The following is a 25,655-nucleotide window of genomic DNA, read 5'->3' as shown; positions in this document are numbered from 1 at the left end:
CCAATAAAAAACTCCACAAGCTTGGAGAGCCTGCGGAGTTCCTTATTAAAAAATGCTTAAATCCCATTCTTTTGATATTTGCCGCAGCATCATCGTTCCTGCTGCACTGTTTCCCTGCACATCAATCGCGGGGCCATAGACACCAATTCCCGCTCCTGCACGGAATTCATAAGTCTGTGAATGAAGTTTGGGAGGAACAGCAGCCATAATGCCTCCTGATACACCACTTTTTGCCGGAATCCCGACATGCGCTGCAAAATTCCCAGAAGAGTTGTACATGCCGCATGTCACCATGAGGACTTTCGCCACTTGAGCAATTTCTTCCGAAAAATGTTTTACTTTCGTGATTGGATTGTATCCGTCATAAGCGATGATCAAGCCGATCAGCGCCAAATCCTTGGTGCTCACTTTAATGGCGCATTGGCGAATATAAATATCCAACGCTTCTTCCACTTCAAGATCCAGAAATTTAGCTTCCTTCAAATAATAAGCGAGTGCCCGGTTACGGTGGGATGATTGCCATTCCGAATCGTACACTTCCTTATCCAATTCCAACGGATGGCCGACCAGTTCTTCCAGAAAATGCAGGAGATACTCATATTTCTTTTGGCTTGTTTGTCCCGGAAGCAAGGCTGATATCGTAATAGCTCCCGCATTGATAAACGGATTGAAGGGCTTGTTCGGCCGGTGGATTTCAAATGGGATAATCGAGTTGAATGCTTCTCCGGTCGGTTCGACATCCACCCGTTCCAGTACAAATTCCAAACCGTAATGGCAGCTCAATGCGATGAATGTCAATGCTTTTGAAATGCTCTGGAGGGTAAATTCTTTATCCGTATCCCCTGCGCAATAATAGTTTCCTTCATCATCAACCATGCAGATCCCCAGTTGGCTCGGATCTTCTTTCCCTAGTGCCGGTATGTATTGGGCAGTCGTCCCCAATACAGCATGGCCTTTGTTTTCTTGAACCCAAGCTTCTAATTGTTCTTGAATATGCGGATTGGTTTGCATTGCCATCCCTCCTTAAGTTACTTTCTTCCTATCATGAATGAAAGCAACAGCCTTTGTCAAAAGCCACTGGCCTGCATAGAGAACACGTCAACCAATAGATGTGTTCTTAACCAAAGACAAACTGCACCTCAAGTGATGGTTCACTCAAGGTGCAGTTTGTCATAAAAGATTTTATTAAAGCTTATCGTACCATTCTTTAGCGGCTTCCACTTCAGGCATCGTCAATTGATGGCCAAAGTCTTCCCAATGCAATTGGACGTCCGCCCCTGCGCCAGCCAATAATTTTTCCAGGTCTGTTGACTCTTCTGCCGGACAGATCGGGTCGTTGGTGCCTGCCGCAATAAACACCGGTACACCCGTTAAATTCGGCAATTCGGCATCACGATTCGGCACCATCGGGTGATGCAAAATAGCCCCTTTCAGCGAATCCGCATACGTAAACAGCAAGTTTGCTGCAATATTGGCACCATTTGAATAGCCGATGGCAATAACGTTGCGGCGATTAAAACCATGTTCTTCAGACGCTTGACCAATAAATTCATGCAGTTCTTCTGTACGGATTTTTAAATCCTCCATATCGAAGACACCCTCTGACAAGCGTTTGAAAAAGCGCGGCATGCCGTTTTCCGACACATTTCCACGAACACTCAATACAGCCGCTTCCGGATCAATATGAGCGGCAATGGCCAATAAGTCGTTTTCGTTTCCACCTGTTCCGTGAAGCATAAGAAAAGTCGGTTTTTCAGGATTGCTGCCTTGTTGAAAAATATGTTTCATTAGTTGAGAACCTCCAATTATAATGTCGATAAGTCGAAATGAAGAAGCAAATTTCTGTAGTTTGAAACGTATTAGCATTTAGTTTACTTAAGAGTTCTATGCCTTTTTTCTATTCCCTAATTAATTTAACCAGAAACTTATCTCGAATTCAAGATAATAATACCATAAATCTTTTCTTCCTTCAAAAGAAAAGGCCCATAGCACGAATGTGCATGGGCCTCTTGCTGTTATCAGGCTTCAGACTGCAGCATGTCCTCTAAATTTTCTTTGGAGAATAAATAGTTCTCATTGCAGAAATGGCATTGTGCTTCCGCTTGGCCGTCGGTCACGATCATATCTTCGATTTCTGCAGCGCCCAAGCCTTGAATCGCTCTGGAAATCCGGTCTCTTGAGCATTGGCACTGAAATTGGACAGGCATTTCTTCGAGCACTTTAACATTGCCTGCACCCAATACTTCATTTAAGATATCTTCCGGCGTCATTCCCTGCCGCACCATATTGGAAATGGTCGGAATGGTTTTCAGACGCTCCTCGATATCCGTGATGACTTTTTCTTCTGTCCCGGGAAGCAATTGGATGATGAATCCGCCAGAAGCTTGGATGGTGTTGTCAGGATTGACGATAACGCCAACACCGACAGAAGAAGGTATCTGCTCAGAAGTAACGATATAATGGGTAAAATCCTCGCCGAGTTCACCGGACACCAAAGGAACTTGCCCTACAAATGGCTGAAGCAAGCCAATATCTTTGGAAACTGCCAACGTGCCTTCCGTACCGACCGCTCTTCTGACATCCAGTTTGCCTTGCTCGTTCAAATCAAAATGGGTCAAAGGATTGGATACGTATCCACGGACTTCCCCTTTGGCGTTTGCATCCACCAGAATTGTTCCGATTGGACCTCCTCCATTTATTCGGATCGTCAATTTTTCTTCGCCTTTCATCATGGCACCCAGCATGACACTCGCTGTCATGGAACGGCCAAGTGCAGCAGAGGCAGTCGGCCATGTATAATGGCGGCGCTGCGCTTCTCCAACAGTTTCAGTTGTGCGTGCCGCATAGGCGCGCACTTGCCCATCAAAGGCTAAGGCTTTCACTAAGTAATCGTTCATTTTGTTCTCCCTTTCTCTATCAAGCTTTCTACTCTTGGATGGCTTGTTTTTTTGCACGGACTTTGTCCGGAGTGATGTCATCGCCTAACGGGTCAATGACCGTCATATTGGTGACGGTGGATTCAATCTGTCCGCGAATGGACCGCAAATAGTCTTCACGCAATACTTGGCGCTCGACTTTTTCTGCATTGGTCAATCCTTCTTCACGTGCTTTTTTCGCTAATTGATTAATGCGCGGCAAGATGGCAATCATTTTCTTCTCCTCTTTCCCTTTTTGTTCCGCTTTAACGGGCAATGGATCAACCAACAATCAGCAGGGGTTAAAGAACCTGTCTGAAGTTTCTCTATCCGACCAGCTTTTGTGCCAGCCATTCGTTTAATTTTCTCGTTTTTTCATGAAAACGCTGTTCATTCATTTTCTCAGAAAGCAAAGCAATGGTTTCCTGTTCCATCCGGAGGCGCCAGGCATTTTCTGCGTCAAGCATCAAATCCGTCAACAGACAGCAACGCTCCGGTTCCTCCAGTTCAAGCAAATCACCGAGCACGCCACTTGGAGAATACAGTGCCTGCTGTCCCTCAATCGCTTCATATATATCAAAAACACTGATGTTTTCCGGTTTTTTATTAAGTTTAAACCCGCCTTTAACTCCTGGCACAGAAGTGATCAAGCCTGCACTGACCAGTTTTCTCAACAGCTTCTGAAAATAGGTCGGAGAAGTGCCGATCTGTTGGCTGATGGCTTCACCCGGAAGCACCGCTTTATCAGGAAGCATATTCAATAATAAAATCGCATATACCGATTGTTCTACACCTGGTTTCATGTGCACCCAAATCACCCTCTTTCAATTAAGGATAAAATTTATCCTCGTTATCCACGATAAACTATCTCGAATTAAAAGTAAATAAATATGCCTGCTTATTCCGGACATAGAAAAAGGGGCTGTCCTATAAGTCTCTAAAATAAAACAGCCGGAGAGAAAGAAAGCCTTTCTCTCCGGCTGTTTTTGGATGGGGAATACGTTTTCTGGGAGTAGCCGGCTGATGGGAATGGAGGCGGCGACTCCAGCGGGAACAGCGCGGGCTGGAGCCACTGGACTGAGCGCAGCGAGGGAAGCGGCAGAAGCCGTGCCCGCGGAACGCGTCCGCCGCAATGGACATCTGCCGGGTCTTTCGGGAACGACAAAAGGGCTGCCACCAAAAGTCATTTTCATGACCTTTTGGGACAGCCCCCTTTGATGTGGAATGGATAAAAATTAGCCAGCTGCAGAACCAGCTAAAAAATGCCCGATATAGCACCATAGACAAGCGCCAGTAGAATGACCATTGCCGGATGGATCTTCCTGATTTCCAACAGCCAGTAGCTGATGATGATCAGGATAACTGTCTGGACAGTGCCTGAAGTATCGACAGAAGTCATGAAAAACTGTAATGTCATGGCACCGAGCAGCACGGCGATGACCGGTCGGACCAACCTCGTAATATTTTTGACTTTCGGCGAATCTTTGTATTTCAACAAGGTCACCATCAACAGCACCATCAGAATAAGAGAAGGCGCAACTGAAGCGAATAAAGCAACGATCGCCCCCAAAACGCCGCCTTCCATATAGCCGATATAGCCTGCCATTTTCGTAGCGATCGGACCTGGCAACGCATTGCCCAAAGCCAGGACTTCACCGAATTCCTGGGTGGTCATCCACCCGTAGCGGTCCACCACTTCGTTTTCCACCAGTGGAATCGAAGCCGGGCCTCCGCCATATCCTAAAATGCCCGGAATAAAAAATGCCAAGAAAATGTACCAGTAAATCATTTCGACCTTTCCCCTTTCTTAAAGGAAGTTAAGGAAAGAATCAAAATTCCCATTATCACGATAGCCGGATGGATATTCAATACTTCTAATAGAACGATGGCGATTCCCGTAAACAGAATCGCTCGGCCAATCCCCAAAGCTTGGCCAGATTTCTGAAAGAAATCCCATGTCATCACTGCCAGCATGACCCCGACAACCGGTACGACAGCGGCGGACATGCTGTTGACCCAATCCAGCTCTTTATACTTCTGCAAGATGCCCAACAGAAGAATCATCAACACCACTGTCGGAATAACGGATGCGGCCAAGGCAATAAGGCAGCCAATCACTCCGTTGACCCGGTAGCCGATATAACCCGCCATCTTTGTGGCAATCGGTCCTGGCATGGTGTTCCCCAAGGCTAAGGTATCGCCAAATTCATCTTCTGTCATCCATTTATAATTGACCACGGCTTCACGGTGAAAAAGCGGAATTGCAGCAGGTCCACCACCAAACCCCAATAGGCCGACACGAAAAAAAGCGGCAAAAAGATCTTTGTTTGTTTTTAATTTGGATTGTCCCATTTCTTTTCCTCCACTTTTCAAAGCCTACCAGGCGGCCACTGCACCATCCGTACGTGATTCGGTGCCGCCGGCCAAGACACCTGTCTCAGGATTGCGCCAAATGATTTGTCCTCTTCCGAAACTGCCGCCATCGGTCGCTACTTGAATTTGATGGCCTTTGCGGGATAGGGCCTGTGCCAGGTAATTCGGGAAAGTCGGTTCCACAAGAACAATTTTCCCTTCCATCCATTGCCACCTGGGGGCATCAAGAGCCGCTTGAGGATTCATCAAATAGTCGATGGTATTGGTGACTACCTGGAAATGGCCTTGCGGCTGCATATAGCCGCCCATTACACCAAATGGCCCGACAGCTTTTCCGTCTTTTGTCAGGAACCCTGGAATAATGGTATGGAATGTACGCTTGCCTCCAGCTAATACATTCGGGTGCTCAGGATCCAACGAAAAATCCGCTCCGCGATTCTGCAGACTGATGCCGGTTTCCGGAATGACGATGCCTGAGCCAAAGCCCATGTAATTGCTTTGGATATAGGAAATCATATTGCCTTCTTCATCTGCTGCCGACAAATAAACCGTTCCGCCTTTCGGCAATTCATAAGGTTCCGGGTCACAGGCATTTTCGCCGATCGTCTTGGCCCGTGCTGCTGCATACTCTTTCGACAAAAGGTGTTGCGTACTGACCGGCATATTTTCCGGCTCAGTTATAAACGCTTTTCCATCTGTAAATGCCAGTTTCATGGCCTCAATCTGTTCATGATACGTATCAGCAGATTGCCATTTCGGCTCTCCCAATTCTTTAAAGATATTCAAAGCCATCAAAGCGACCATACCTTGGCCGTTGGGCGGAATCTCCCATACATCATAGCCCCGATAATTTGTTGAAACCGGCTCCACCCACTCCGGCTTGAATGCTTTTAAATCTTCTTTGGCTAAAAATCCTTCATGCTTTTTCATGAAGTCATCAATTTTGTCAGCGATTGCTCCTTCGTAGAAAGAACGTGCATCGGTTTGCCCGATTTCAATCAATGTACGCGCATGTCCAGGAGACGACCATATTTCACCGATTTCAGGTGCACGGCCGTTCGGTGCAAAGGTATCGAACCATCCTTTATATTCTTCGTCCGTAAATGTATTTTTGTATTTGGAATAAGCAGCTTTCCAGTACTTCCCGAGAATCGGCGTCAATGGATAGCCTTCCTCCGCGTAGCGGATTGCAGGCTTTAATGCATCCGCCAATGATAATTTGCCGAATTTCTGTGATAATTCGGCCCATGCAGCCGGCACTCCCGGCACCGTTATGGGAACCAAACCGAATGTCGGCATTTTCTCGAAACCGAGCGCTTTGACTGCTTCTGGAGAAATGCTTTTCGGTGCAGGCCCTGAGCTGTTCAAGCCATGTAATTTATCTTTCACCCAAACCAGGGCGAAAGCATCTCCGCCAATGCCGTTCGAAGTCGGTTCCACAACTGTCAAAGCCGCAGCGGTTGCTATCGCTGCATCAATGGCGTTCCCACCATTTTGCATAATTTCAATACCGGCCTGTGCTGCAAGCGGCTGAGAAGTCGCCACCATTCCTTTTTTTGAAAATACGGTTTGCCGTTGTGATGCAAACGGATTGTGCAAATAGTCCATTCTATATCCTCCCTTTCTCCCAATATCCCTTTTATGCCCCACCATCAAGCAGAACCTTTATTCCACTACTCGGTATAAATCTATTCAATCGAAATCCAAAGACAGTCCACTTTGTGGTCTGCTTGTGACTAAGCTTTATTTCACTATAACAAAACAAGAATAACCCCAAGTATAAAGTATCCAGTAGTATATTTCCACTCGATAAACTAAAAATACGGAATATTCCCATTTAAAAAAACCAGTAACTTCCTGCTTTCAAAGCAAAACCCTGCTGACCGCATTAGCGGTCAGCAGGGCTCTATCTTATCAACAGTCAGTTTCTTAAACCGAACACTGTACACTCGATTCCCGGAGCCACTTCAACTTTCCGCTGTTCCTGAAAACCGAATGCTTGATATAAGGCAATCGCCGGTTTATTGGCAGTTCCCGTGCTGACGATGAACTCATAGCCTTTATAGCGCTTCAGTAAATATTCCAACAGCCTTTTGCCGATGCCTCTGCGGAAATATGCCGGATTTACGATAAGTCGGTGAATATCCACAAGTCCGTCCACCATTTTATACGATACTACTCCCATCAGTTCTTCCTCCTGGAAACCGACAAATAATTCCCCGCTGTTTTGAATATCGATAGCCGTTTCATGAAGTTGAGGAATTTCGTAAAAATCCATAAGCTCAGCTTCTATGCCGTAGGCAGGAAGTTGGATTTCCAATATCTCCTGGGCCACCTGCTTATTGCGGTGATTGATTTCTCCAATCATGTATTTCTCCTCCAGCTGATTTAATCAAACCATGAGCTTCTATGCCTGTGTGTTTTATTTTTGAAGAAAATCGATCAATTCATCAAAACGGGCTGTAGCATCCTGATATCCTTGCTGATATAAAACTTCCAGCTTTTCCTGATCGCGTTCAATCCCTCGGATCTTATACAAATTCATTGGCCGAATCACCATTGCCAAACCTTCCTGCTCCAATTGATCAATAAAATCCATTGTTTCGTTGTAATAAAGGTGGCGGCTTTCCATTTTCTTTGCGATAGCCGGATATTGGCGGACAAAAGCAGGCAAGATGCGTGCAAATCGGCTCCTCTTTTTGCGGTAGCCTTTTTCTCTCGTCAACACAATGATTGGTTTGGTGACACCATCGGATAAAGCTTTTCGGATGGGAAGCGGATCTGCAATGCTGCCATCCATCAATAATTTCCCCGCGAACTCCACCGGTTTTGACATTAAAGGCAAAGAACTGGAAGCTCTCACAATCGCCAATACATCTTCTGGCCGATTTTGTTTTTCAAAATAAACCGCTTCTCCTGTCAGGCAATCCGTTGCCCCTACGACAAATTCTTCTGTCGCATTATTAAAGCGTTCATAATCAAAAGGCACGAGGCTGTTCGGAATTTCATTAAAGATTAAATCCATCCCGAACAATTCCCGTTTCACCAATAAATTTTTAACCGATATATATTCCGGATGGTTCACATAGCCGATGGTCACTTCCCGGTTCCGCCCGTTTTGCCTGGAAATATAGGATGCAGCATGGCAAGCGCCCGCTGACACCCCAATGACGTAATCGACAAAAATCTCTTCCTCCAACAACTTTTCGAGGACTCCTCCTGTATAAACACCACGCATGCCACCGCCTTCCAGGATCAATCCACTTTTCATCTGAATCCCCCCTGCTGGTTGAATCAACCACAGGCTCCGGTCAACTCAACCGACTTTTTCAATCAATTCCGGTTTATTGTTTTTTGGAGAATTGACTTCTTCCGAAACACGGTATGCTTCCATTTCTTCAGCTTTATAGGGCTTCAATAGGCCTTTCAATCTTTCGACGTCCTCCACATTTGGATCCAGCCACATTTCCTCTTCTTCTTTCGTTAAAATAACCGGCATGCGGTCATGAATCGATTTCATCAATGAATTGGCCTCAGTTGTCAAAATGGAACACGTATTGACCGTCTTGCCATCGGGCGCTTTCCACGATTCCCATAAAGCGGCAAAAGCAAAAGGTTCTCCGTTTTTCAATTTGATGCGCATCGGGATTTTTTCACCGCCTTTACGTTGCCATTCGTAGAAAGAGTCTGCAACTACCAGACAACGCTTCTTTTTAAAGGCATTACGGAAACTTGGCTTTTCCGCCACTGTCTCTGATCGCGCATTGATCATTTTAGAGCCGATTTTTTCGTCCTTTGCCCAAGGCGGAATCAGTCCCCACCTGAGTGTACCCAGTCGGTTTTTATGGCTATCGTTGATAATCGCAATGATTTGCTGGGAAGGTGCCACATTATAGCTTGGTGTGTATTCACCTTCATCTACAGCCATTTTTTCAACATTAAAACGGTCAATCAAAATCGCATAATCAGTGAATAATGAATACCTTCCACACACATTCATCACGCCTTTCTCTGTATGTTTTATACTTTTAATATACCAGAAATAGTGGCTCTCTTCTTTTCAATTGCCTTGTTTACCCGAAGTATTCAGATAATATCAAACCTTTTTAAAAGACCTGAAACTGTCCATTTTCTTGTCCATACGTCTTGCAGTTTCGATAGATTTTTTCAGTTATCTTTATTCCTTTAAATCGATAGCCCTAAGCCTTTGCATCCATTAAGACTCAAAATCCAAGGAAAATACGTTACAGCCCCTTAAATGGCTAAATAGTGTTATAATAGAAGAACAACGAGTTATATTAGGAGGAATTACATGGCTACTGCACGCGAAATGAGTCTGGTCAACAAGGATTTTCTGGTTGAAGAATTAGGGCTGAAACAACAAGGAAACTCAACTATCTTTATGAATGAAGATTGTTTTGTATTATCCCCATCTGTTCAGCGATATGAAAAAGGTTTTGACGTCAGTGAATTCAATTTGGCAAAGTTCGATCCTGAACGCCAACAAGGCTTTTTGCTCGTACGGTACATGGACACCTTTTTAATGGCAAAGCTTGAAAGCTTCACGAAAAAAATGATGCTTCCTGAACTCCAAATTAAAAAGAAAAATACGAAACCTCATTGGAAGTTCACAGTTGCTGAAAATCCAGCTTACCATATCGTCAATACACAGAATAAGGAACTGCGTTACCGTTTGCAGGAGCCTACAAAAAAACAGATTGCATCTTTCTTCAAGAAAATATAATCTTTTCCCGCTGCCGGAGTGCATGCGGGTTTTTTTATTCCACTTTTAGTCAGTAAATGATAAAGAACTCCCACTAGTTGAAGTTTCTCTTTATTCTTTTATCCTTTGTATGGATTTTCTGCTTAACATGTTAATATGAAGAATATTATGAATTTCTTGGGGTGGCAACCTTTTAAAATACAGTTGCTGTACAAGGAAAGTGATTATCGATTGGAAGTGACCCATGGCTACTCAACGATATACCGTAAAAGACCGCCAGTTTTGGAAAATCATCATCAGCCTTTTGTTTGCATCTTTGTTTATTTTTGCGAACATGTATGCTGTTCAGCCTTTGCTCCCTGTTTTTGTGGACGAATTTCAAGTGTCTGTTTCGACAGCCAGTTTAGCTTTATCATTGACCATCATCGGATTGATCCTGGGATTGATTGTTCTCGGATTTTTTTCTGACCGCAATGGCCGGAAATCTTACATCATCTATTCTCTATTGGGATCAGCTATCCCTTTTTTCATTATTCCGCTGACAGATTCCTTTGCGGTGCTGTTGATTCTTCGCTTTATTCAAGGATTCGCGCTGGCCGGTGTACCAGCCGCCGCTCTTGCCTACATCAGTGAGGAAATCGATCGCAAGAATATCGCGTATGCAACCGCTTTGTATATTTCCAGCAACGCGCTGGGTGGCATGCTCGGCCGTGTCCTGACAGGCTACCTGACTGACCACTTTTCTTGGCAACTCTCATTCTACGCCTTTGCTGTCACAGGTCTTCTTTTATTTGCAGCAGTGGTGTACTTGCTGCCGCCATCACAGAATTTCAAGTCCAGTCACTTAAGTTTTGCAAAAGATATTGAAGGGTTCCTATTCCATTTAAAGAATCCCGCACTTCTCGTCGTTTTTGGGCTTGGTGCCATATTGCAGGTATCCTTTACGGGCATTTGGACATATCTTCCTTTCCATCTGGAAGCCCCTCCCTATTCGATGTCGCTGCAGGCCATCTCTTATTTATTCTTTGCCTATGGAATTGGTGTCATTGGCTCTCCGCTAGCCGGCCGGGCTGCCGAGAAATTCGGCCTGCGCAATGTCCGGCTGGCTGGGGTCTTTATCTTATCCGCCGGCATTTTCATGACACTCAGCCCTTATCTCTGGATGATTGTTGTCGGCCTCTGTGTAACCTGCTTGGGATTCTTCACTTCCCATTCCCTGACAGCCGCCTCTGTCGGCCAGCAGGCTGCCCACCATAAAGGAAGTGCCTCCAGTTTGTATTTGGTTTCTTATTACATTGGGGTGGCAGCCGGAAGCTCCTTGCTGAGCCCGTTGTGGACAGCTGCCGGATGGAGTGGATTGGTTCTCTTCACTGCAATTTTACCGCTCCTATACATAACGTTCATTACCCTATTCAGAAAAAAAGCAGGCTCCACCGCGAGGTGAGCCTGCTTTTTGCTGTCTTTTTGGAATGTTTCTTTACTCAAGGAATTCCGCTGGAATTGATAGCAGATCAAGTCCCCAAACGAGCGGCAGGAAGTAGAACACCGCAAGTCCAACAAAAAAGATGCCGAATATATTTAAGGCCAATCCTGCTTTTGCCATATCGGCAATCCGCAAATACCCAGAGCCGAAGACGACCGCATTTGGCGGTGTCGCAACCGGCAACATGAATGCACAGGACGCAGCAACAGCTGCAGTGACCATCAAAGCATAAGGATGGATGCTGAGCGCTACAGCCAGTGACGCCATAATCGGGAACATCATAGAAGCCGTTGCCGTATTGGACGTAATTTCAGTCAAGAACAAGACAAGTGCAGCGACTACCAGAACGATGATCAGGACATTGACGCCCTGCAAGCCGATCAATTGGCTTCCGATCCATTCAGACAGACCCGAGTTCGTAAAGCCAGCAGCGATGGCCAGCCCTCCACCGAACAGCAGCAAAATGCCCCAAGGCAGTTTAACAGCCGTTGCCCAATCCAATAAATGATCCCCTTTTCTATTCTTGGAAGGAACAATGAACAAGATCATGGCCGCAATCAATCCGACCATCGCGTCCGTCACTTCCAAGTCAGGCGCAAAAGCATCTAGGATGAACGAGCGGCTGATCCAAGCAAGTGCTACCGCTATAAAGACGGCAAATACTGCTTTTTCTTCGTATGAAGCAGCGCCCAAATCGGTTTTCTGCTGGCGTATCACTTCGCTTCCGCCAGGCAGGTGCTTTAATTTTTGCGGGTAAGCAAATTTCACTAGATATACCCAAGCAACCAAAATAAAAATCCATGCTAACGGAACACCAAATAGCATCCATTGTGCAAATGTAATTTCAATGCCATAAATTTCATTGACCGCCCCTGCCAATAACGTGTTCGGCGGCGTTCCGATCAATGTCGCAATTCCGCCGAGTGAGGCAGAGTAGGCAATTCCGAGCATCAATGCTTTACCAAAACCAAAGTTCTCTTTTGAAGTATCGATGGAAGGGTCGTCTTTTAAGGCATCCGATACTTGATAGATGATGGCCAAACCAATCGGCACCATCATCATGGCAGTGGCCGTATTGGAAATCCACATGGATAGGAATCCGGTAGCCACCATGAAGCCCAGTACAATTCGTTCAGTATTGGTTCCGATGATTGAAATGATGGTAAGGGCAATGCGCTTATGCAAGTTCCATTTTTCCATCGTCAGGGCAATCATGAAGCCGCCCATAAAGAGGAAGATTGTATCATTTCCATAGGCAGATGTCGTGGAGCTGACATCCAGACCACCGGTCATTGGAAACAGAATAATCGGCAGAAGCGAAGTGGCCGGAATCGGAATCGCTTCCGTAATCCACCAAGTGGCAATCCAAATTGTACTTGCCAAAATGGCTTTTGCTTCAGGCGGTAAACCTTCGGGATTAACAAAGATTAAAGTTAAGACAAAAAGAAGCGGCCCCAAAAATAAGCCAATTAACTGCGGTGTGTTGTAACTACGCTTTTTTTTGCGTTCGTCATAAGATCCGGCATCCTCAGCCCGATCACGGCCTTCCGGTATGCCCGCTCCTGGGTTAGTAAATAAACGGAACGTGTCTTTTGCCTGGTCATGTTTTTCCCACATCCAGTTCCATGTAGCAGAAATCATACTATCCCTCCACTTTCTTAAAAAAAAAGAATTATTCAACAATTACTGTCATAATTGTATAGGTTTATATGTTCGCAAACAAGCGGATAAATGACAAAATCGAACCATTTTGAAAAATGGACACAAAAAAGGGCTGGGAACAATGCATCCCTGCCCTTTATCTTTCGAATTTCTCAATCGTTTTTAGCGGTGTATTATTGATTTTCTGATTCGCCAATTGGATTTCGTTCATCTCCAACTCCAGTATTGCTGTGAGCTCCACTTTTCTCCATACTTTTTCCATCTTCCCGTGATTCTTGATCAATGCTTTCAAACTCTTCACGCTGCCGCCGATTCTGTTTCGTTTGCGGATTCGCGTCTCTTGAGAAATCATTTTTAGCCATACCATCATTCCTCCCATAAGTAGTTACCCCTCTACTTCCCTTCTAACATAAAGTAAAACGTTTTATAGAGGGATAAAAACTCCATAGCCAAAGTAGACAGACAAAAGTGATAAAAGAGCGAAAACCAGGTATTCGGAAGTGCCGCCAGTCGTAGCAGTCACAGGAAAACGGACATTCCACTTGAAGGGAAAGAACAGTTTTACTCCTCTTTTTGTCGCCATATCCAAGACAATATGGCTGGCCATACCGACAAGCAGGCCTGCTGAAATGGCTTCCACTGGCATGAAGTTATTCAGCAGAACCGCGAATAATACCAAAAACAGCAGGCTGTGGGTGAATGTCCGATGTCCGAATAGACCATTGATCAACTTGGAAAGAACAGGCAACGCACGGCCAATTTTGCTGCTGCCATGGCAGATATCGGGGATCACCGATCCGATGACGCCTGCCCCGAGCAATAGCACCGGTTCATAATTCGTAATTTGTGCAAAGGCAAGGCTTGCTGTTATGCCGCCTAGGATGTGTGTCTTGCCTGTCATGCTTTCTTCTCTCCTTTAATAGTGCTATTTTTATTATACTAAAAAGTTGTGTATGCTGAAGACAAGGGAATGAATTATTTAAGTTAAGCTACTCACTTAAATGGGTATTATTCTGCTGTAGTTATTCCGCAAATCAGCTTCTGAAAACCAAATACTCGTGGAGCGATTGCTTAAGAATCTCTTTCCGTGTACAGGTTTGAGCATTCATTCTTAATTTCAACCTAATTAAAAGGAGGCGTCATTATGGGAATTCATCGTTTTTTTACATCATTGAATGATTTAGAGCGGATTATCCGTGCACCTGGCAGATTTAAATTTGAAGAACATAATGTTGCAGCCCATTCGTGGAAAGTGAGCCAATACGCCATGTTTTTTGCCACGATCGAAGAACGCGCCGGACGTGAAGTTGATTGGAAGGCATTATATGAAAAGACCATCAACCATGATTTTGCTGAAGTGTTTATCGGCGACATTAAAACACCGGTCAAATATGCTTCACCTGAGCTGAAAGAAATGATTGCAAAAGTGGAGGAAGGCATGATGGAAAAGTTCATCCTGCGTGAGATTCCGGAAGAATTTCAAGATGTCTTTTTCGAACGCATGAAAGAAGGGAAAGACGCGACTGTAGAAGGGCGGCTGCTGGAACTGGCGGATAAACTGGACCAATTCTATGAAGCATTCGCGGAGTTGAAACGCGGCAATACCGACAAAGAATTTGTGGTGATGTACCGGATTGCTTTGACTAAAATACTGGATCTGCCTTTGCCGGCAAGCATTGCTTATTTCAGAGATGTCATGCTTGGCGATGTGATCAACGAAGACACAGCTATCGATGTAAAAGAGATTACGCGCCAGATCATTGCTGAACATTAAAGCTTCAGTATATATTTCAAGCTCAAAATATGGTAAATTTAACTTCAACAAATACTTTCGGAGGTGAATCCCTTATTTAAGGGAATTTATTGGACCCCATACTTTTATTGAATTTAGTTTTGCTCGTCTTATTAATCGCGTTAACGGCTGTTTTCGTCGGATCAGAGTTTGCCGTCGTTAAAGTCCGGATGTCGCGCATCGACCAATTGATTGATGAAGGAAACAAAAAAGCTGTATTGGTCAAGAAAATCACCAGTGACCTTGATTACTACCTGTCCGCATGTCAGCTTGGCATTACCGTTACCGCCCTCGGACTTGGCTGGTTAGGTGAACCGACTATTGAACGGCTTTTGCATCCTTTATTCGAAACGCTCGGTGTTCCTGCATCTGCTTCTACCATCATTTCCTTTGTGCTGGCTTTTTCACTGGTGACTTTTCTTCATGTGGTCATCGGAGAAATGGCCCCCAAATCATTGGCACTTCAATTTGCTGAACGGATGACTTTGACGCTGTCGCCATTCCTTTATTGGTTCGGCAAAATCATGTACCCGTTCATTTTCATCCTGAATGGTTCGGCTCGTATTCTTTTACGGGTTTTCGGTGTAGAACCTGCCAAAGAAGAACAAGCCCATTCAGAAGAAGAACTGAAGATCATCATGGCGCAAAGTTTCCAAAGTGGGGAAATTAATCAAACTGAACTTTCCTACATGCAGAACATCTTTGCTTTTGATGAGCGCAGTGCAAAAGACGTAATGATTCCCCGTACTCAAATGATCGCTTTTTCTGATGATTTGACGAACGAGGAGCTTCTGGTGGAAATCCGTGAGCATCGTTTTACACGTTATCCTATCGCCAGAGACGGGGACAAAGACGATCTTGTCGGTTTTATCAACGCCAAAGAAGTGTTGACGCATTATGCCGTCAACGGCCAATTTGAAATGTCAGAACTGATACATGACCTTCCTTATTTTCATGAAACCACACCACTTCAAAATGCCTTAGTGAAAATGCAAAAAGAGCGTACGCATATCGCTTTGGTCATTGATGAGTATGGTGGAACTTCAGGTCTGATTACAATGGAAGACATATTAGAGGAAATCGTCGGAGAAATCCGTGATGAATTTGATGAAGAGGAAGATGAGGAAATTATTAAGGAAAGCGAAACCCGCTATCTTCTGAATGGACGTGTCCTTTTAAAAGATCTCGAAGAACGTTTCGGCTTTACATTCGAAGACAGTGAAGACATCGACACAATCGCTGGTTGGATTCAGCATCAATTGATTGAAGCCGAAACCGGCGACCAGTTCATAAAAGAAGGTTGCCAGTGGTCGATTGTGGAAATGGAAAATCACCACATTCTGAAAGTTGCCTGTGACCTGTTGCAAAAATCATCTTAAAAAGGATGTCCGCCTGCGGACATCCTTTTTTTGTGTTCCAAATAATCTAGCTTCATTTTATAAATGCGTCTGTTTTCGTTTTTAGGGTTAACCAGCTGTGCAATAGGGCATATAAAGAATAACTAATTCTAAAATGGAGGTTGTTCTATGAGTAAAGCTATGGGGTTCGTCAAAGAACTTGGCAGTGAATTCAAAAAAGATAAAGCAACGACCCTGGCTGCAGCACAGGCTTATTACTATCTACTCGCTATTGTTCCTTTATTGATTTTGCTGCTGGCTATTTTGCCTTATCTTCAGATTGATCCACAGAAAGCCGTGGATTTCATCGGTACCATTCTTCCAGGAGAAGTGGCTACAACATTCCAGGATACCATCGTCAGTGTTGTCACCACCCCTTCAGGCGGTTTGTTGACATTCGGTATTTTGGGTACGCTTTGGTCTGCATCAAACGCATTGACTGCTTTTATCGATGCCACCAACCAAGCCTATGGAGTCGAAGAAAGCCGTTCATTCATCAAGCTGAAAGCAACAGCTATCGTCTTGACGCTTGGCATGCTGGTTGCGGTCATCGTTGCCCTTATTTTGCCGATTTTCGGTGGTACGATTATCGATATGATCAAATCATTTTTGAACTTGCCAGAGCAAACCGAAATTATTTTCCAAGTATTGCGTTGGGTTGTCTCCATCGCAGTCATGAGTATTGTATTGGCTCTTATGTACAAGTTCGCTCCTGACAAACATTTCCCATTCAAGGAAGTTATTATCGGCGCTGTCATCGCAACAGTCCTGTGGCAAGTTGTGTCATTCGGATTCTCCATCTATGTTGCTAACTTCGGCAGCTATTCAGCGACCTACGGAAGTCTTGGAGGACTAATTGTCCTGATGCTTTGGTTCTTCCTGACAGGATTGATTCTTGTTATCGGTGCTGAAATCAATGCTATTCTGCACAGACGCAAAAATGCGAAAGGAGCAGATTCTTCTGACCCTGTTGCGCAAAGCGAAGCAAATCAAAAAGAAGCGAAAGACACAGAGTCTTCCATGAACAAATACTAAACCACAAAGCCCCTTCACCGAAAAAGGTGAAGGGGCTTTTTTATCAGTTCATTTTTGATCCACTTTTTCGAAAAGAGCCATCCATTCGTCGATTGTGAAGTCCTGGATCTTGCCATCTTGGCCATTGATCGCAAAATAGTCGATGGCTTTCTGAGTTGCCCCGGTCAGGTGCCGGGAAACCTCTTCCATCTGCCCCTCGCTTTCAGCAGTACGTGCTACCCATGAAGGATAGTCAAACGTCTTCCGCCGATCGGCCGACTTCAGTTCTTTCATTCCATTTTCCTTCAGCAGCGTGGCCCATTCCGCTTTTGATAAGCACCGAAAATGGCTGTGGTCTCTTAATCGTTCCGTCGTATTCATAAACTTCGCCAATTCGGGATCGGCTGGTGCGACATTGTCGATCAGAATAAACTTGCCGCCTGTCTTCAAAACCTTCGCTACTTCGGAGATAAAGCGGTCTGGTTGCGGAAAATGATGCGGTGCAATCCGGCATACTGCTGCATCAAAGGTTTCTGTGAGAAATGGCAAGGCTTCGGCATCCGCCACCACGTACTCGATGTTGTCGAAGTTGTGCCGCAGATGTTTTGCTGTATTTTCCAACATCGCTCTCGTCAGATCCGTAGAAAATACTGTGGCCACATGTGGCGCCAATGTTTTTGTCACATGTCCCCCGCCTGTTGCAATATCCAGCACTTTCCACGTTTTTTCAGGTTTCAGCCAGTCAACAAGCAACGGCAAATCATCCCCTTTTGCGTGGCTGTTGCTGGTGACGTATTTATCAGCGTTCTTCCCGAACACTTCTTCTACTTTTTGTTTCGGTGTCTTTTTCATGCCGGTCCTCCTTATTCACATTCCTGGGCGGTGGTTTAGAAAGTTGCGGTACGCAAACCCTTCCACTTCTGTTTCCGTATACTGCTTTTGCAATTCGTTGATCAAATTAGGGAATTCCGATGCATTTCCAAGCCCTGTAATGTGCGAAGAAATTCCATCAAAATCCGATCCGATGCCGACTTGCTGAATTCCTCCAAGCGAACAGAGATAATCGATGTGGCGGACCAAATCCGATATCGTTGCCTGTTCACTGTCTTTATTGATAAACTGCGGAGCAAATACGACATCGATCATGCCATTGTTGGTGAACATCGCCCGAATTTGTTCATCATTCAGATTCCGTGGATGATCACAAAGAGACCGGGCATTGGAATGGCTGGCAATCGGGTATTTTGCAAGGTCCATGACATCCCAAAATCCCTTGATGGATAAATGGGACACATCCGTAAACACATGATGTTCGTTATTGAGGCAGACCACTTCTTTCCCCAAGACCGTCAATCCCGCACCTCTCGGATCTCCGACACCATCCGCACAAAGATTGGCATTATTCCAAGTCAGTCCGATTGAAAGCACACCCAGACGATAGAGGTGGCGCAGCTTTGTTAAATCATTGCCGAACGCATCGGCTCCCTCCAAGGTCAAAACAGCGCCAATTTCATCTGGCTTTAATTGGTCAATGTCCTTCCATTCTTTGATATGCTTCATCAATGGATTTTTCCCGAGGATTTCGCTGTAGAATAAATCCACTTGCTCGAGAGCGTGCTGCCATTTTTCATCAGAAGGAAATTCCGGATGGATGAAGATGGCGAAAAACTGTACTTTTACACCGCCTGCCTGCAGCCGTTCAAAATTGGTCTCGAGGTCATTCGACTTCCGGTAGTCCAACATTTCCCCGTCGAATAACGTATTCCGTTTTGCAATCTGCAGTTTCAGCAGCGCATCGCAATGTGTATCGAAAATCTTCATCTACTCATCTCCTTCTTCTCGGCAGGCTTCGATAAAGCCTTGGAAGATACCCAGCGACGCCGAATCGGCAGCTCTTGCCATGTTTTCCGGATGCCATTGCACACCCAACGCAAAATGATGTTTTGTACTTTCAATCGCTTCCACAATGCCGTCACTTGATACACCGCTGACGATCATCGGCTGAGGCACCTGGCGGTTAGCTTGATGATGGCGGCTATTAACTTTCAGGCGCTTGAGTCCAGTTAAGCGGTGCAGCAGCGATCCTTCTGTTACCTCAACAAAATGAGAACCGTGGAACCGCGGTGCTTTTTGCTGATGCTGCAGCAAATCTGCTTTTGCTTGTGTGGTGATGTCCTGATACATATCGCCTCCGACCGCAATATTCAAAATTTGTGCTCCCCGGCACACACCAAGAATCGGCTTTTTCAATTCCAGAACTTTTTTCGTTAGAGCCAGCTCAAATACATCGCGTGAAGGAATAATTACGCCAAGGTTCGGATGCGGCTCCTCGCCGAATAAAGTCGGATCAATGTCATAACCTCCCGCCAGGAAAAGCCCGTCGATATGTTCAGCAATTTCATCGATATCCGCCTCTTCCATCAAGTGTGGGAGCATGATCGGCAAGCCGCCTGCGGCTAAAATCGCTTCTGAGTCCGCCAGTTCAATATCGTATGCATCGCGTCCCAATTCCAGAGATGCCGTAAGGCCAATAATCGGTTTCATCTATGTATACCCTCCCATTTTTAAAAACTGAATATAATAAACATACAGAATTTACTGGTGGAATACTAGTTCATCTCCCAACTTTATTAATTGGAAGAGTTCATCAGAAAAACGGAAAGCCCGAAAGCTTTCCGTTTTGTTCTTACTGTTCTTTTCCTGATTCAGCGATTGCTGTCGCAATAGCGTCTTCAATCGGGGTAACCGAAGCTAAATCGTTGTTGATGATGATCGAGAAAATCAACGGCTTGCCGTCTTTGGTGGTGGCGTATCCAGACAAAGCGGAGACGGCTGTCAACGTTCCCGTTTTTGCTTTGACATTTTGTTGAGCGGCTGTTTCTTTCATCCGATTCCGCAATGTGCCGCCAACGAACCGCTCTGCATCCGCCGCAACCGGAAGCGAATTCAGGTAACTGCCATACCATGGTCTGCTCTGGACTCCAAACAGCAATTGAGATATTTCATTTACTGGCATCAAATTCACATGGGACATGCCCGAACCATCACGAAGCAGGATAGTGTCGGTATTGACGCCCAGTGTTCCTGCTACATCTTCCATTACTTCCAGTCCGGCTTCCCAGCTGCCTTCTCCTTTTACCGCGCGGCCCATTTCCTTGGCCAGCACTTCACCGTGGCCATTGTTGCTGAGCTTCATGAAAGGAATCGAAAGCTCAGCCAGCGTCATCGACTCGTGCTCCACCAACAGGGTGCTGTCGTCCGGCGTTTCCCCCATTTCCAGTGTATGTTTTCCAGCCCACTCGATGCCTTCAGCCAGCAACGCATTTTCAAACAAATCGAGGGCATAACCTGAAGGTTCATCAACAGCAATCCATTCCCGCGTCCGTGATCCCTCCACCGGGATATTCCCTTCCACTACAATTTGGTTGGTTCCATGTTCGCGGCTGATGGCTACTGTTTTGGGTTGGTCTGCCGCTACTGTCTTCGCCCGATTGACGATTGTTACATAATCAGTTTTCGGTGACAGCGATACTTTCGGCTCTATACCGGCTGAATCACCCGGATTCACTTCAACAATAAGAGAGCCCGCATCATAATCTTCATTGGGCGAGGCAGTCAATGCAGAAACCTGTGCACCGTAATAATAAATTTCGTCCTGCCAGGTGATGTCTTCTGACAACCGGACATCGTCATACCACGTATCATCGCCGATCAAATCGCCTTTGATTTTTTGAATCCCTTGGCTTTTCAATTCCTGTGCGAACTCCTCGAAGTCTTCCTGTAGAAGTGTAGGATCTCCTTTCCCTTTTAAGTAGAGATTGCCTTTAAGCATTTTCCCTTTTACTGCTCCATCTGTATGTATTTCCGTAGTAAAGCGATAGTCTTCCCCTAAAGTTTCAAAAGCTGCTGCGGCAGTGATGAGCTTGGTATTCGAAGCTGGAACCAAACGCGTGTCTCCAAAATGATCATAGATTTTTTCACCTGTCTCCGCCTCCCTGATGCTGACTCCTGCCAAAGCACCATCCAACCGTTCATCCTGCAGGATCTGATTGATTTCATTCGCCAAAGATGCATATTCATCATCCGCCCCTGCTGTTATTTCTCGCTCCGCAAACTGTAGGGGGGAAATCGCCAATGCCCCTGTCACCATTAAAAATATTGCCCCTGCCAAAAATTTCTTGCCTGTCATGATTCCATCCCCTATCCATTAATCTGTTAAAGAATGTACCATAACAACCGCTTAAGTTATCAGACAACTTCACAAACAGATCTTTTTTCATAGGATTTTTTTGTCAATATAGGGATATTATCCATCCTGAATTCAAGCATTGTTTTATTTACATCCGCTACTAGCTCGATGCACCCATAGCGTTCCATAAAAAATTCAGCAGAACTGTAAAAGCTTCCGCTGAATCATATTAGTTATAGAATTTCCACAAAACGAACATTCCTGTTCCCGCTTCACCCTCCCCATTGCGTTTCCGTTGTATAAACCAATTGATCTCCCACAAAAATCCGGCATTCCATCCTACAGAAACAAGTGCCGATCGATACTTTGATTTCTTCAAATTCCCCTTGTTCGTTTTTCACTTTCCCGAACAAGCGGGAAGTAAAATGCAGACCCACCTGTTCATCCTGTAAAACTCCATCCACAAATAATTTTTCGTTGGTCCATGTATTGACGACTCGAATGGTGTGGTCACCGTACTTGACTACCCAAATATCCTTCATGACCTGGCCCCCTGTCCCTGCTTTTGACACCAGTATAACAGAAATAGAAAACCACTATGCACCTGAGGTAATCTCTGCTATTGGGAAAAGCCACAGGTTGAAACGAAGGTATTCTTCAAATGAAAAAAGCCATAGACGACTCGAATGATTCGAGTACATCTATAGCCTGCGTTATATCAATCTATTCTGTTGCTTTTTTACTTGATCAATTCCAATTCTACTGGAATCGATGCTTCCACTTCTTCGCCTTCGAGTGACTGAACAGCTGCTTCAACAGCCATTTCACCAATCATTTCAGGTTTCTGAGCAATTGTTCCATCCAGACGGCCATCTTCCACCGCTTTCACTGCATCATCTGTAGCGTCAAATCCGACAACAGCAATGTCTTTTCCAGAAGCTTCAATCGCTTCAAGAGCACCTAATGCCATTTCGTCATTGTGAGCAAATACTCCCTTAATGTCTGGGTTTGCCTGAAGGATATTTTCCATAACGGACAAGCCTTCAGAACGGTTGAAGTTTGCTGTTTGTTTAGCCACAACATCCAAGCTTTCAGCAGCAATCTTGTTAAATCCTTCTCCACGTTCACGTGCAGCTGAAGATCCTGGTACGCCTTCAAGCTCTGCAACTGCAGCGCCTTCACCTACGATTGAAGTTAGATGTTCTGCTGCCATTTCGCCGCCTGCTGTATTGTCAGATGCGATATGGGAAACCACTTCTCCGCCTGCAGCACTGCGGTCAACTGTGATGACCGGAATGTTTGCCGAGTTCGCTGATTCGACTGCCGCTGCAACCGCTTCAGAATCGACTGGGTTGATCATAATCAGATCCACTTCCTGTTGAATCAAATCTTCAATATCACTTGCTTGCTTTGAAGCATTGTCCTGTGCATCCACTACTGTCAAAGTTGCGCCAAGCTCTGCAGCTTTTTCTTCAGCGCCTTCATTCAACGTAACAAAGAACGGATTGTTCAATGTCGAAACAGAAAAACCGATTGTGTAATCGCCGCTTGCTTCGCCGCCATCGCCGCTTTCCTCTTCAGAACTTGATCCTGGAGCTTCCATCGAACAAGCCGCCAAAATCATCATTGCCAACAAGATGAACCCTAATTGCATTTTTTTCATTTTCCTGCACCCCTTATGCTGTTTTTTTACGGTCCAGAAGAACCGCTAATAATATGACTGCACCCTTCACTACTTGCTGGAAGAAGGACGGAACCCCAATCAAGTTCAAACCGTTGTTCAATACACCGATGATCAGCGCACCGATCAATGTGCCGACAATCCATCCACGGCCACCGGTCAAACTTGTGCCGCCAAGCACAACTGCTGCGATAGCATCCAGTTCGAACATTTCACCGGCGGTCGGCTGAGCCGAATTCAGGCGCGATGTCAAGATCAAGGAAGCCAATGCTGCCAACAGGCCAAGCAAGGAATAAACATAAATTTTGATGCGGTCCGCATTGATCCCAGACAGGATCGATGCCTCTTCGTTCCCGCCAACTGCATAGACACGACGGCCAAATGTCGTCTTCTTCAAAATGAAATACAAAACTCCAAAACTGATGATCATCGTCACTACCGGTACCGGAATTCCAAGGAAATATCCTTTGCCGAGCATTTGGAACGTCAGGCTGTCGCCTAATCCGGAAATCGGACGTCCGTCGGTATACACAAGCGTCAAGCCACGATAAATGGTCATTGTCGCCAAGGTTGCGATAAATGGCGCCACTTTCCCTTTGGCAATAATGAATCCGTTAATGGCACCTAATACTGCACCGAGCAATAAGCCCAGCAGCATGGCGAAAATCGGATCTATTCCACTGGCCATCATTCCTGCTGTGACCGCTCCTGTTAAGGCAAGAGTCGCCCCGACCGATAAATCGATGCCTCCTGTCAGAATAACAAAAGTCATACCAAAGGCAATCAAAGCGTTAATGGAAACCTGCCGAAGCACGTTCATTAAATTGGAGACGGATAAAAACCCGGGGTTTAAAGCCGTAATAATTACGATAATAAGGATCAACCCGATAAAGGGAGCTATCTTCTGAAGCATAGATTGGTTATTGGTCTTCAACTGCAAGTTTTCCACCTCCTGTTGCAAAATGCATAATTCGTTCCTGTGTCATTTCCTGTTTCGGTAAATCTGCTGTAATTTTGCCTTCGTGCATCACTAGAACCCGATCAGCCATACCGATCACTTCCGGCAATTCCGAAGAAATCATCAGAATGGCAACACCGCGTTCAGCCAGTTCATTGATGATCGAATAAATTTCTTTTTTCGCTCCAACGTCAACACCGCGCGTCGGCTCATCCAAAATCAACAGTTTCGGTTCAATACCAAGCCATTTTGCGATGACTACTTTTTGCTGATTGCCGCCGCTCAAAGACTTAGCTGCCTGATCTGGACCTGATGTCCGGATTCCGAGGCGTTTAACCATCGTGTCGTAAAGCTTGCGCTCTTTGTCTTTGGAAATCAGGCCGTTTTTGGAAATAGCCGCAAAATTGGTCATGCTGACATTTTCCTCTACTGAAAAGTCCACAACGAGCCCTTCTGATTTCCGGTCTTCCGTTACATACCCGATGCCCATTTCCTTGGCTTTTCTCGGTGTATCGATTTTAACTTGCTTGCCGTCAAATTCAATAGTGCCTCCATCCAACTTTTTATAGCCAAACAGCGATTGCGCCACTTCTGTACGCCCTGCACCCATGAGTCCGGCAATCGACAACACTTCGCCTCTCCGGAGTTCAAACGAAATATCTTCAAAGCAATCTTTTCGCTTCAAACCTTTGACAGAAAGTTTTACTTCACCAATCTCCGAATTCCGTTCAGGGAAACGCTCCCCCAATTCACGTCCTACCATCATTTGCACAATTTCATCAAAAGAAGTTTCACTGATTTTCCGTTCCCCCACAAATTCCCCGTCCCGCAAAATGGTGATCCGGTCACACAGTGAGAAAATCTCCTCCATCCGGTGAGAAATATAGATGAAAGATACACCGCGCTTCTGTAGTTCACGTATGGTCTTGAACAAGCTGTCAATTTCCCGATCCGTCAATGCCGCAGTCGGTTCGTCCATGATGATCACTTCCGCATCCACTGACAATGCTTTGGCAATTTCAACGATTTGCTGCTTGCCCACTGATAACGTACTGGCAGGGTCCGAAGGATTGATATCCAAGCCAAGATCCCCAAGAATTTGGCGTGTCTTTTTTTCCATCTGCTTGGTTTTCAAAATTCCGGTGCGGCCAATCGTCTCTTCGCGCCCAAGAAATAAGTTATCAGCGATTGACAGATGAGGCAGGATGTTCAGTTCCTGGTGGATAACTGCAATCCCTGCTTCTTCCGCTTGCTTGGGGGAAGTAAAGTTGACCTGTTCTCCTTTTACTTCAACGGTTCCAGAATCCCGCGTATAAATGCCAGACATAATTTTCATTAAAGTCGATTTCCCAGCACCGTTTTCACCCATAAGTGCATGGATTTCACCTTTTTCCAATGTGAAGTGCACATTTTTCAAAACTTTATTGCCGCTGAATGACTTCGAAATATCAGTCATGTTAATCATGGT

At 45.3% G+C, this 25,655-nt stretch carries 28 protein-coding genes; 6 read left to right on the top strand and 22 right to left on the bottom strand.

All coding sequences use genetic code 11. The features are described from left to right. Positions 1 to 45: 45 nt before the first annotated feature. The 5 genes from QMA04_RS03165 to QMA04_RS03145 form a co-directional block, all read right to left on the bottom strand. Positions 46 to 1,011 carry a glutaminase gene (locus tag QMA04_RS03165; protein WP_290183927.1) on the bottom strand — a complete coding sequence of 322 codons (966 nt, stop codon included), beginning with the start codon at positions 1,009 to 1,011 and terminating at the stop codon, positions 46 to 48. Positions 1,012 to 1,185: 174 nt separating this feature from the next. After that, positions 1,186 to 1,788, bottom strand: coding sequence for an alpha/beta hydrolase (locus QMA04_RS03160; RefSeq protein WP_191715026.1), 603 nt, complete (start codon positions 1,786 to 1,788; stop codon positions 1,186 to 1,188). A 230-nt stretch (positions 1,789 to 2,018) separates the two neighbouring features. Next, positions 2,019 to 2,897, bottom strand: a complete 879-nt coding sequence (hslO, locus tag QMA04_RS03155) for an Hsp33 family molecular chaperone HslO (protein ID WP_191715025.1) — start codon at positions 2,895 to 2,897, stop codon at positions 2,019 to 2,021. A 28-nt stretch (positions 2,898 to 2,925) separates the two neighbouring features. Next, a complete protein-coding gene (locus QMA04_RS03150; protein WP_203338949.1) occupies positions 2,926 to 3,150 on the bottom strand; it encodes a DUF896 domain-containing protein in 225 nt (74 codons plus the stop codon). Positions 3,151 to 3,241: 91 nt separating this feature from the next. Beyond that, entirely contained in the window at positions 3,242 to 3,724 is a 483-nt protein-coding gene (locus tag QMA04_RS03145; RefSeq protein WP_290183925.1) for an RrF2 family transcriptional regulator, read from the bottom strand. 214 nt (positions 3,725 to 3,938) lie between these two features. On the opposite strand from QMA04_RS03145, the gene QMA04_RS03140 reads away from it, so the two are divergent. Beyond that, a complete protein-coding gene (locus QMA04_RS03140; RefSeq protein ID WP_191715022.1) occupies positions 3,939 to 4,133 on the top strand; it encodes a hypothetical protein in 195 nt (64 codons plus the stop codon). A gap of 37 nt (positions 4,134 to 4,170) precedes the next feature. Here QMA04_RS03140 and QMA04_RS03135 read toward each other — a convergent pair whose 3' ends face one another. From QMA04_RS03135 to QMA04_RS03110, 6 genes are all read right to left on the bottom strand, one after another. Next, positions 4,171 to 4,704: a chromate transporter gene (locus QMA04_RS03135; protein WP_290183924.1), complete on the bottom strand. Its 534-nt coding sequence runs from the start codon at positions 4,702 to 4,704 to the stop codon at positions 4,171 to 4,173. Continuing rightward, positions 4,701 to 5,267, bottom strand: coding sequence for a chromate transporter (locus tag QMA04_RS03130; protein WP_191715020.1), 567 nt, complete (start codon positions 5,265 to 5,267; stop codon positions 4,701 to 4,703). Before QMA04_RS03130 ends, QMA04_RS03135 begins: the two co-directional genes overlap by 4 nt. A gap of 24 nt (positions 5,268 to 5,291) precedes the next feature. After that, positions 5,292 to 6,896, bottom strand: coding sequence for a gamma-glutamyltransferase family protein (locus QMA04_RS03125; RefSeq protein WP_290183923.1), 1,605 nt, complete (start codon positions 6,894 to 6,896; stop codon positions 5,292 to 5,294). Between the two features lie 313 nt (positions 6,897 to 7,209). Beyond that, positions 7,210 to 7,656 carry a GNAT family N-acetyltransferase gene (locus QMA04_RS03120; RefSeq protein WP_191715018.1) on the bottom strand — a complete coding sequence of 149 codons (447 nt, stop codon included), beginning with the start codon at positions 7,654 to 7,656 and terminating at the stop codon, positions 7,210 to 7,212. Positions 7,657 to 7,710: 54 nt separating this feature from the next. After that, a complete protein-coding gene (locus tag QMA04_RS03115; RefSeq protein WP_290184033.1) occupies positions 7,711 to 8,565 on the bottom strand; it encodes a patatin-like phospholipase family protein in 855 nt (284 codons plus the stop codon). 39 nt (positions 8,566 to 8,604) lie between these two features. Then, positions 8,605 to 9,282, bottom strand: coding sequence for an SOS response-associated peptidase (locus tag QMA04_RS03110; protein WP_290184032.1), 678 nt, complete (start codon positions 9,280 to 9,282; stop codon positions 8,605 to 8,607). Between the two features lie 318 nt (positions 9,283 to 9,600). Here QMA04_RS03110 and QMA04_RS03105 point away from each other — a divergent pair, with 318 nt between their 5' ends. Together QMA04_RS03105 and QMA04_RS03100 are read left to right on the top strand one after the other, a co-directional pair. Continuing rightward, positions 9,601 to 10,032, top strand: coding sequence for a hypothetical protein (locus QMA04_RS03105; RefSeq protein ID WP_191715016.1), 432 nt, complete (start codon positions 9,601 to 9,603; stop codon positions 10,030 to 10,032). A 223-nt stretch (positions 10,033 to 10,255) separates the two neighbouring features. Next, on the top strand, positions 10,256 to 11,455 hold the full coding sequence (locus QMA04_RS03100) for an MFS transporter (protein ID WP_191715015.1): 1,200 nt from the start codon (positions 10,256 to 10,258) through the stop codon (positions 11,453 to 11,455). A gap of 33 nt (positions 11,456 to 11,488) precedes the next feature. Here the strand turns inward: QMA04_RS03100 and QMA04_RS03095 are convergent, their stop codons facing one another. From QMA04_RS03095 to QMA04_RS03085, 3 genes are all read right to left on the bottom strand, one after another. After that, complete coding sequence (locus QMA04_RS03095) at positions 11,489 to 13,135, bottom strand: SLC13 family permease (protein WP_191715014.1); 1,647 nt, start codon at positions 13,133 to 13,135, stop codon at positions 11,489 to 11,491. 157 nt (positions 13,136 to 13,292) lie between these two features. After that, positions 13,293 to 13,535 carry a hypothetical protein gene (locus QMA04_RS03090; RefSeq protein ID WP_191715013.1) on the bottom strand — a complete coding sequence of 81 codons (243 nt, stop codon included), beginning with the start codon at positions 13,533 to 13,535 and terminating at the stop codon, positions 13,293 to 13,295. A 45-nt stretch (positions 13,536 to 13,580) separates the two neighbouring features. Then, positions 13,581 to 14,057, bottom strand: coding sequence for a metal-dependent hydrolase (locus QMA04_RS03085; protein ID WP_191715012.1), 477 nt, complete (start codon positions 14,055 to 14,057; stop codon positions 13,581 to 13,583). A 243-nt stretch (positions 14,058 to 14,300) separates the two neighbouring features. On the opposite strand from QMA04_RS03085, the gene QMA04_RS03080 reads away from it, so the two are divergent. The 3 genes from QMA04_RS03080 (at position 14,301) to QMA04_RS03070 (ending at position 17,380) form a co-directional block, all read left to right on the top strand. Beyond that, positions 14,301 to 14,930, top strand: coding sequence for a YfbR-like 5'-deoxynucleotidase (locus QMA04_RS03080; RefSeq protein WP_191715011.1), 630 nt, complete (start codon positions 14,301 to 14,303; stop codon positions 14,928 to 14,930). A gap of 89 nt (positions 14,931 to 15,019) precedes the next feature. Further along, positions 15,020 to 16,327, top strand: a complete 1,308-nt coding sequence (locus tag QMA04_RS03075; RefSeq protein ID WP_225218432.1) for a hemolysin family protein — start codon at positions 15,020 to 15,022, stop codon at positions 16,325 to 16,327. 147 nt (positions 16,328 to 16,474) lie between these two features. Continuing rightward, positions 16,475 to 17,380, top strand: a complete 906-nt coding sequence (locus QMA04_RS03070) for a YihY/virulence factor BrkB family protein (RefSeq protein ID WP_191715010.1) — start codon at positions 16,475 to 16,477, stop codon at positions 17,378 to 17,380. A gap of 48 nt (positions 17,381 to 17,428) precedes the next feature. On the opposite strand, the gene QMA04_RS03065 is transcribed toward QMA04_RS03070, so the two are convergent. The 8 genes from QMA04_RS03065 to QMA04_RS03030 form a co-directional block, all read right to left on the bottom strand. Continuing rightward, positions 17,429 to 18,211, bottom strand: a complete 783-nt coding sequence (locus QMA04_RS03065) for a class I SAM-dependent methyltransferase (RefSeq protein WP_290183922.1) — start codon at positions 18,209 to 18,211, stop codon at positions 17,429 to 17,431. Positions 18,212 to 18,226: 15 nt separating this feature from the next. Continuing rightward, complete coding sequence (locus QMA04_RS03060; RefSeq protein WP_191715008.1) at positions 18,227 to 19,180, bottom strand: dipeptidase; 954 nt, start codon at positions 19,178 to 19,180, stop codon at positions 18,227 to 18,229. Then, positions 19,181 to 19,903, bottom strand: coding sequence for a gamma-glutamyl-gamma-aminobutyrate hydrolase family protein (locus QMA04_RS03055; RefSeq protein WP_191715007.1), 723 nt, complete (start codon positions 19,901 to 19,903; stop codon positions 19,181 to 19,183). It abuts the gene before it with no gap. A 142-nt stretch (positions 19,904 to 20,045) separates the two neighbouring features. After that, entirely contained in the window at positions 20,046 to 21,548 is a 1,503-nt protein-coding gene (dacB, locus tag QMA04_RS03050) for a D-alanyl-D-alanine carboxypeptidase/D-alanyl-D-alanine endopeptidase (protein WP_301610813.1), read from the bottom strand. Between the two features lie 272 nt (positions 21,549 to 21,820). Beyond that, positions 21,821 to 22,090, bottom strand: coding sequence for a hypothetical protein (locus QMA04_RS03045; protein ID WP_191715006.1), 270 nt, complete (start codon positions 22,088 to 22,090; stop codon positions 21,821 to 21,823). 197 nt (positions 22,091 to 22,287) lie between these two features. After that, a complete protein-coding gene (gene rbsB, locus QMA04_RS03040) occupies positions 22,288 to 23,211 on the bottom strand; it encodes a ribose ABC transporter substrate-binding protein RbsB (RefSeq protein WP_191715005.1) in 924 nt (307 codons plus the stop codon). A gap of 13 nt (positions 23,212 to 23,224) precedes the next feature. After that, positions 23,225 to 24,142, bottom strand: a complete 918-nt coding sequence (locus QMA04_RS03035) for an ABC transporter permease subunit (protein WP_191715098.1) — start codon at positions 24,140 to 24,142, stop codon at positions 23,225 to 23,227. Positions 24,143 to 24,149: 7 nt separating this feature from the next. Next, the gene (locus tag QMA04_RS03030) at positions 24,150 to 25,652 is read right to left on the bottom strand and encodes a sugar ABC transporter ATP-binding protein (RefSeq protein WP_191715004.1); all 1,503 of its coding nucleotides are present in this window, start codon (positions 25,650 to 25,652) and stop codon (positions 24,150 to 24,152) included. Between the last annotated feature and the right edge of the window lie 3 nt (positions 25,653 to 25,655).

The organism is Planococcus sp. APC 3900 (assembly GCF_030407735.1).
Taxonomy (GTDB): Bacteria; Bacillota; Bacilli; order Bacillales_A; family Planococcaceae; genus Planococcus; species Planococcus notacanthi.
Note: the sequence above shows the minus strand (reverse complement) of the source record. Positions and strands in the feature narration are given on the sequence as shown.

Excerpts from the sequence above, each read along its gene's own strand:
- QMA04_RS03165 (WP_290183927.1), bottom strand. The coding sequence starts at position 1,011 with ATGCAAACCAATCCGCATATTCAAGAACAATTAGAAGCTTGGGTTCAA.
- QMA04_RS03160 (WP_191715026.1), bottom strand. The coding sequence starts at position 1,788 with ATGAAACATATTTTTCAACAAGGCAGCAATCCTGAAAAACCGACTTTT.
- hslO (WP_191715025.1), bottom strand. The coding sequence starts at position 2,897 with ATGAACGATTACTTAGTGAAAGCCTTAGCCTTTGATGGGCAAGTGCGC.
- QMA04_RS03150 (WP_203338949.1), bottom strand. The coding sequence starts at position 3,150 with ATGATTGCCATCTTGCCGCGCATTAATCAATTAGCGAAAAAAGCACGT.
- QMA04_RS03140 (WP_191715022.1), top strand. The coding sequence starts at position 3,939 with ATGGGAATGGAGGCGGCGACTCCAGCGGGAACAGCGCGGGCTGGAGCC.
- QMA04_RS03135 (WP_290183924.1), bottom strand. The coding sequence starts at position 4,704 with ATGATTTACTGGTACATTTTCTTGGCATTTTTTATTCCGGGCATTTTA.
- QMA04_RS03130 (WP_191715020.1), bottom strand. The coding sequence starts at position 5,267 with ATGGGACAATCCAAATTAAAAACAAACAAAGATCTTTTTGCCGCTTTT.
- QMA04_RS03125 (WP_290183923.1), bottom strand. The coding sequence starts at position 6,896 with ATGGACTATTTGCACAATCCGTTTGCATCACAACGGCAAACCGTATTT.
- QMA04_RS03120 (WP_191715018.1), bottom strand. The coding sequence starts at position 7,656 with ATGATTGGAGAAATCAATCACCGCAATAAGCAGGTGGCCCAGGAGATA.
- QMA04_RS03105 (WP_191715016.1), top strand. The coding sequence starts at position 9,601 with ATGGCTACTGCACGCGAAATGAGTCTGGTCAACAAGGATTTTCTGGTT.
- QMA04_RS03100 (WP_191715015.1), top strand. The coding sequence starts at position 10,256 with ATGGCTACTCAACGATATACCGTAAAAGACCGCCAGTTTTGGAAAATC.
- QMA04_RS03095 (WP_191715014.1), bottom strand. The coding sequence starts at position 13,135 with ATGATTTCTGCTACATGGAACTGGATGTGGGAAAAACATGACCAGGCA.
- QMA04_RS03090 (WP_191715013.1), bottom strand. The coding sequence starts at position 13,535 with ATGGGAGGAATGATGGTATGGCTAAAAATGATTTCTCAAGAGACGCGA.
- QMA04_RS03085 (WP_191715012.1), bottom strand. The coding sequence starts at position 14,057 with ATGACAGGCAAGACACACATCCTAGGCGGCATAACAGCAAGCCTTGCC.
- QMA04_RS03080 (WP_191715011.1), top strand. The coding sequence starts at position 14,301 with ATGGGAATTCATCGTTTTTTTACATCATTGAATGATTTAGAGCGGATT.
- QMA04_RS03070 (WP_191715010.1), top strand. The coding sequence starts at position 16,475 with ATGAGTAAAGCTATGGGGTTCGTCAAAGAACTTGGCAGTGAATTCAAA.
- QMA04_RS03065 (WP_290183922.1), bottom strand. The coding sequence starts at position 18,211 with ATGAAAAAGACACCGAAACAAAAAGTAGAAGAAGTGTTCGGGAAGAAC.
- QMA04_RS03060 (WP_191715008.1), bottom strand. The coding sequence starts at position 19,180 with ATGAAGATTTTCGATACACATTGCGATGCGCTGCTGAAACTGCAGATT.
- QMA04_RS03055 (WP_191715007.1), bottom strand. The coding sequence starts at position 19,903 with ATGAAACCGATTATTGGCCTTACGGCATCTCTGGAATTGGGACGCGAT.
- dacB (WP_301610813.1), bottom strand. The coding sequence starts at position 21,548 with ATGACAGGCAAGAAATTTTTGGCAGGGGCAATATTTTTAATGGTGACA.
- QMA04_RS03045 (WP_191715006.1), bottom strand. The coding sequence starts at position 22,090 with ATGAAGGATATTTGGGTAGTCAAGTACGGTGACCACACCATTCGAGTC.
- rbsB (WP_191715005.1), bottom strand. The coding sequence starts at position 23,211 with ATGAAAAAAATGCAATTAGGGTTCATCTTGTTGGCAATGATGATTTTG.
- QMA04_RS03035 (WP_191715098.1), bottom strand. The coding sequence starts at position 24,142 with ATGCTTCAGAAGATAGCTCCCTTTATCGGGTTGATCCTTATTATCGTA.
- QMA04_RS03030 (WP_191715004.1), bottom strand. The coding sequence starts at position 25,652 with ATGATTAACATGACTGATATTTCGAAGTCATTCAGCGGCAATAAAGTT.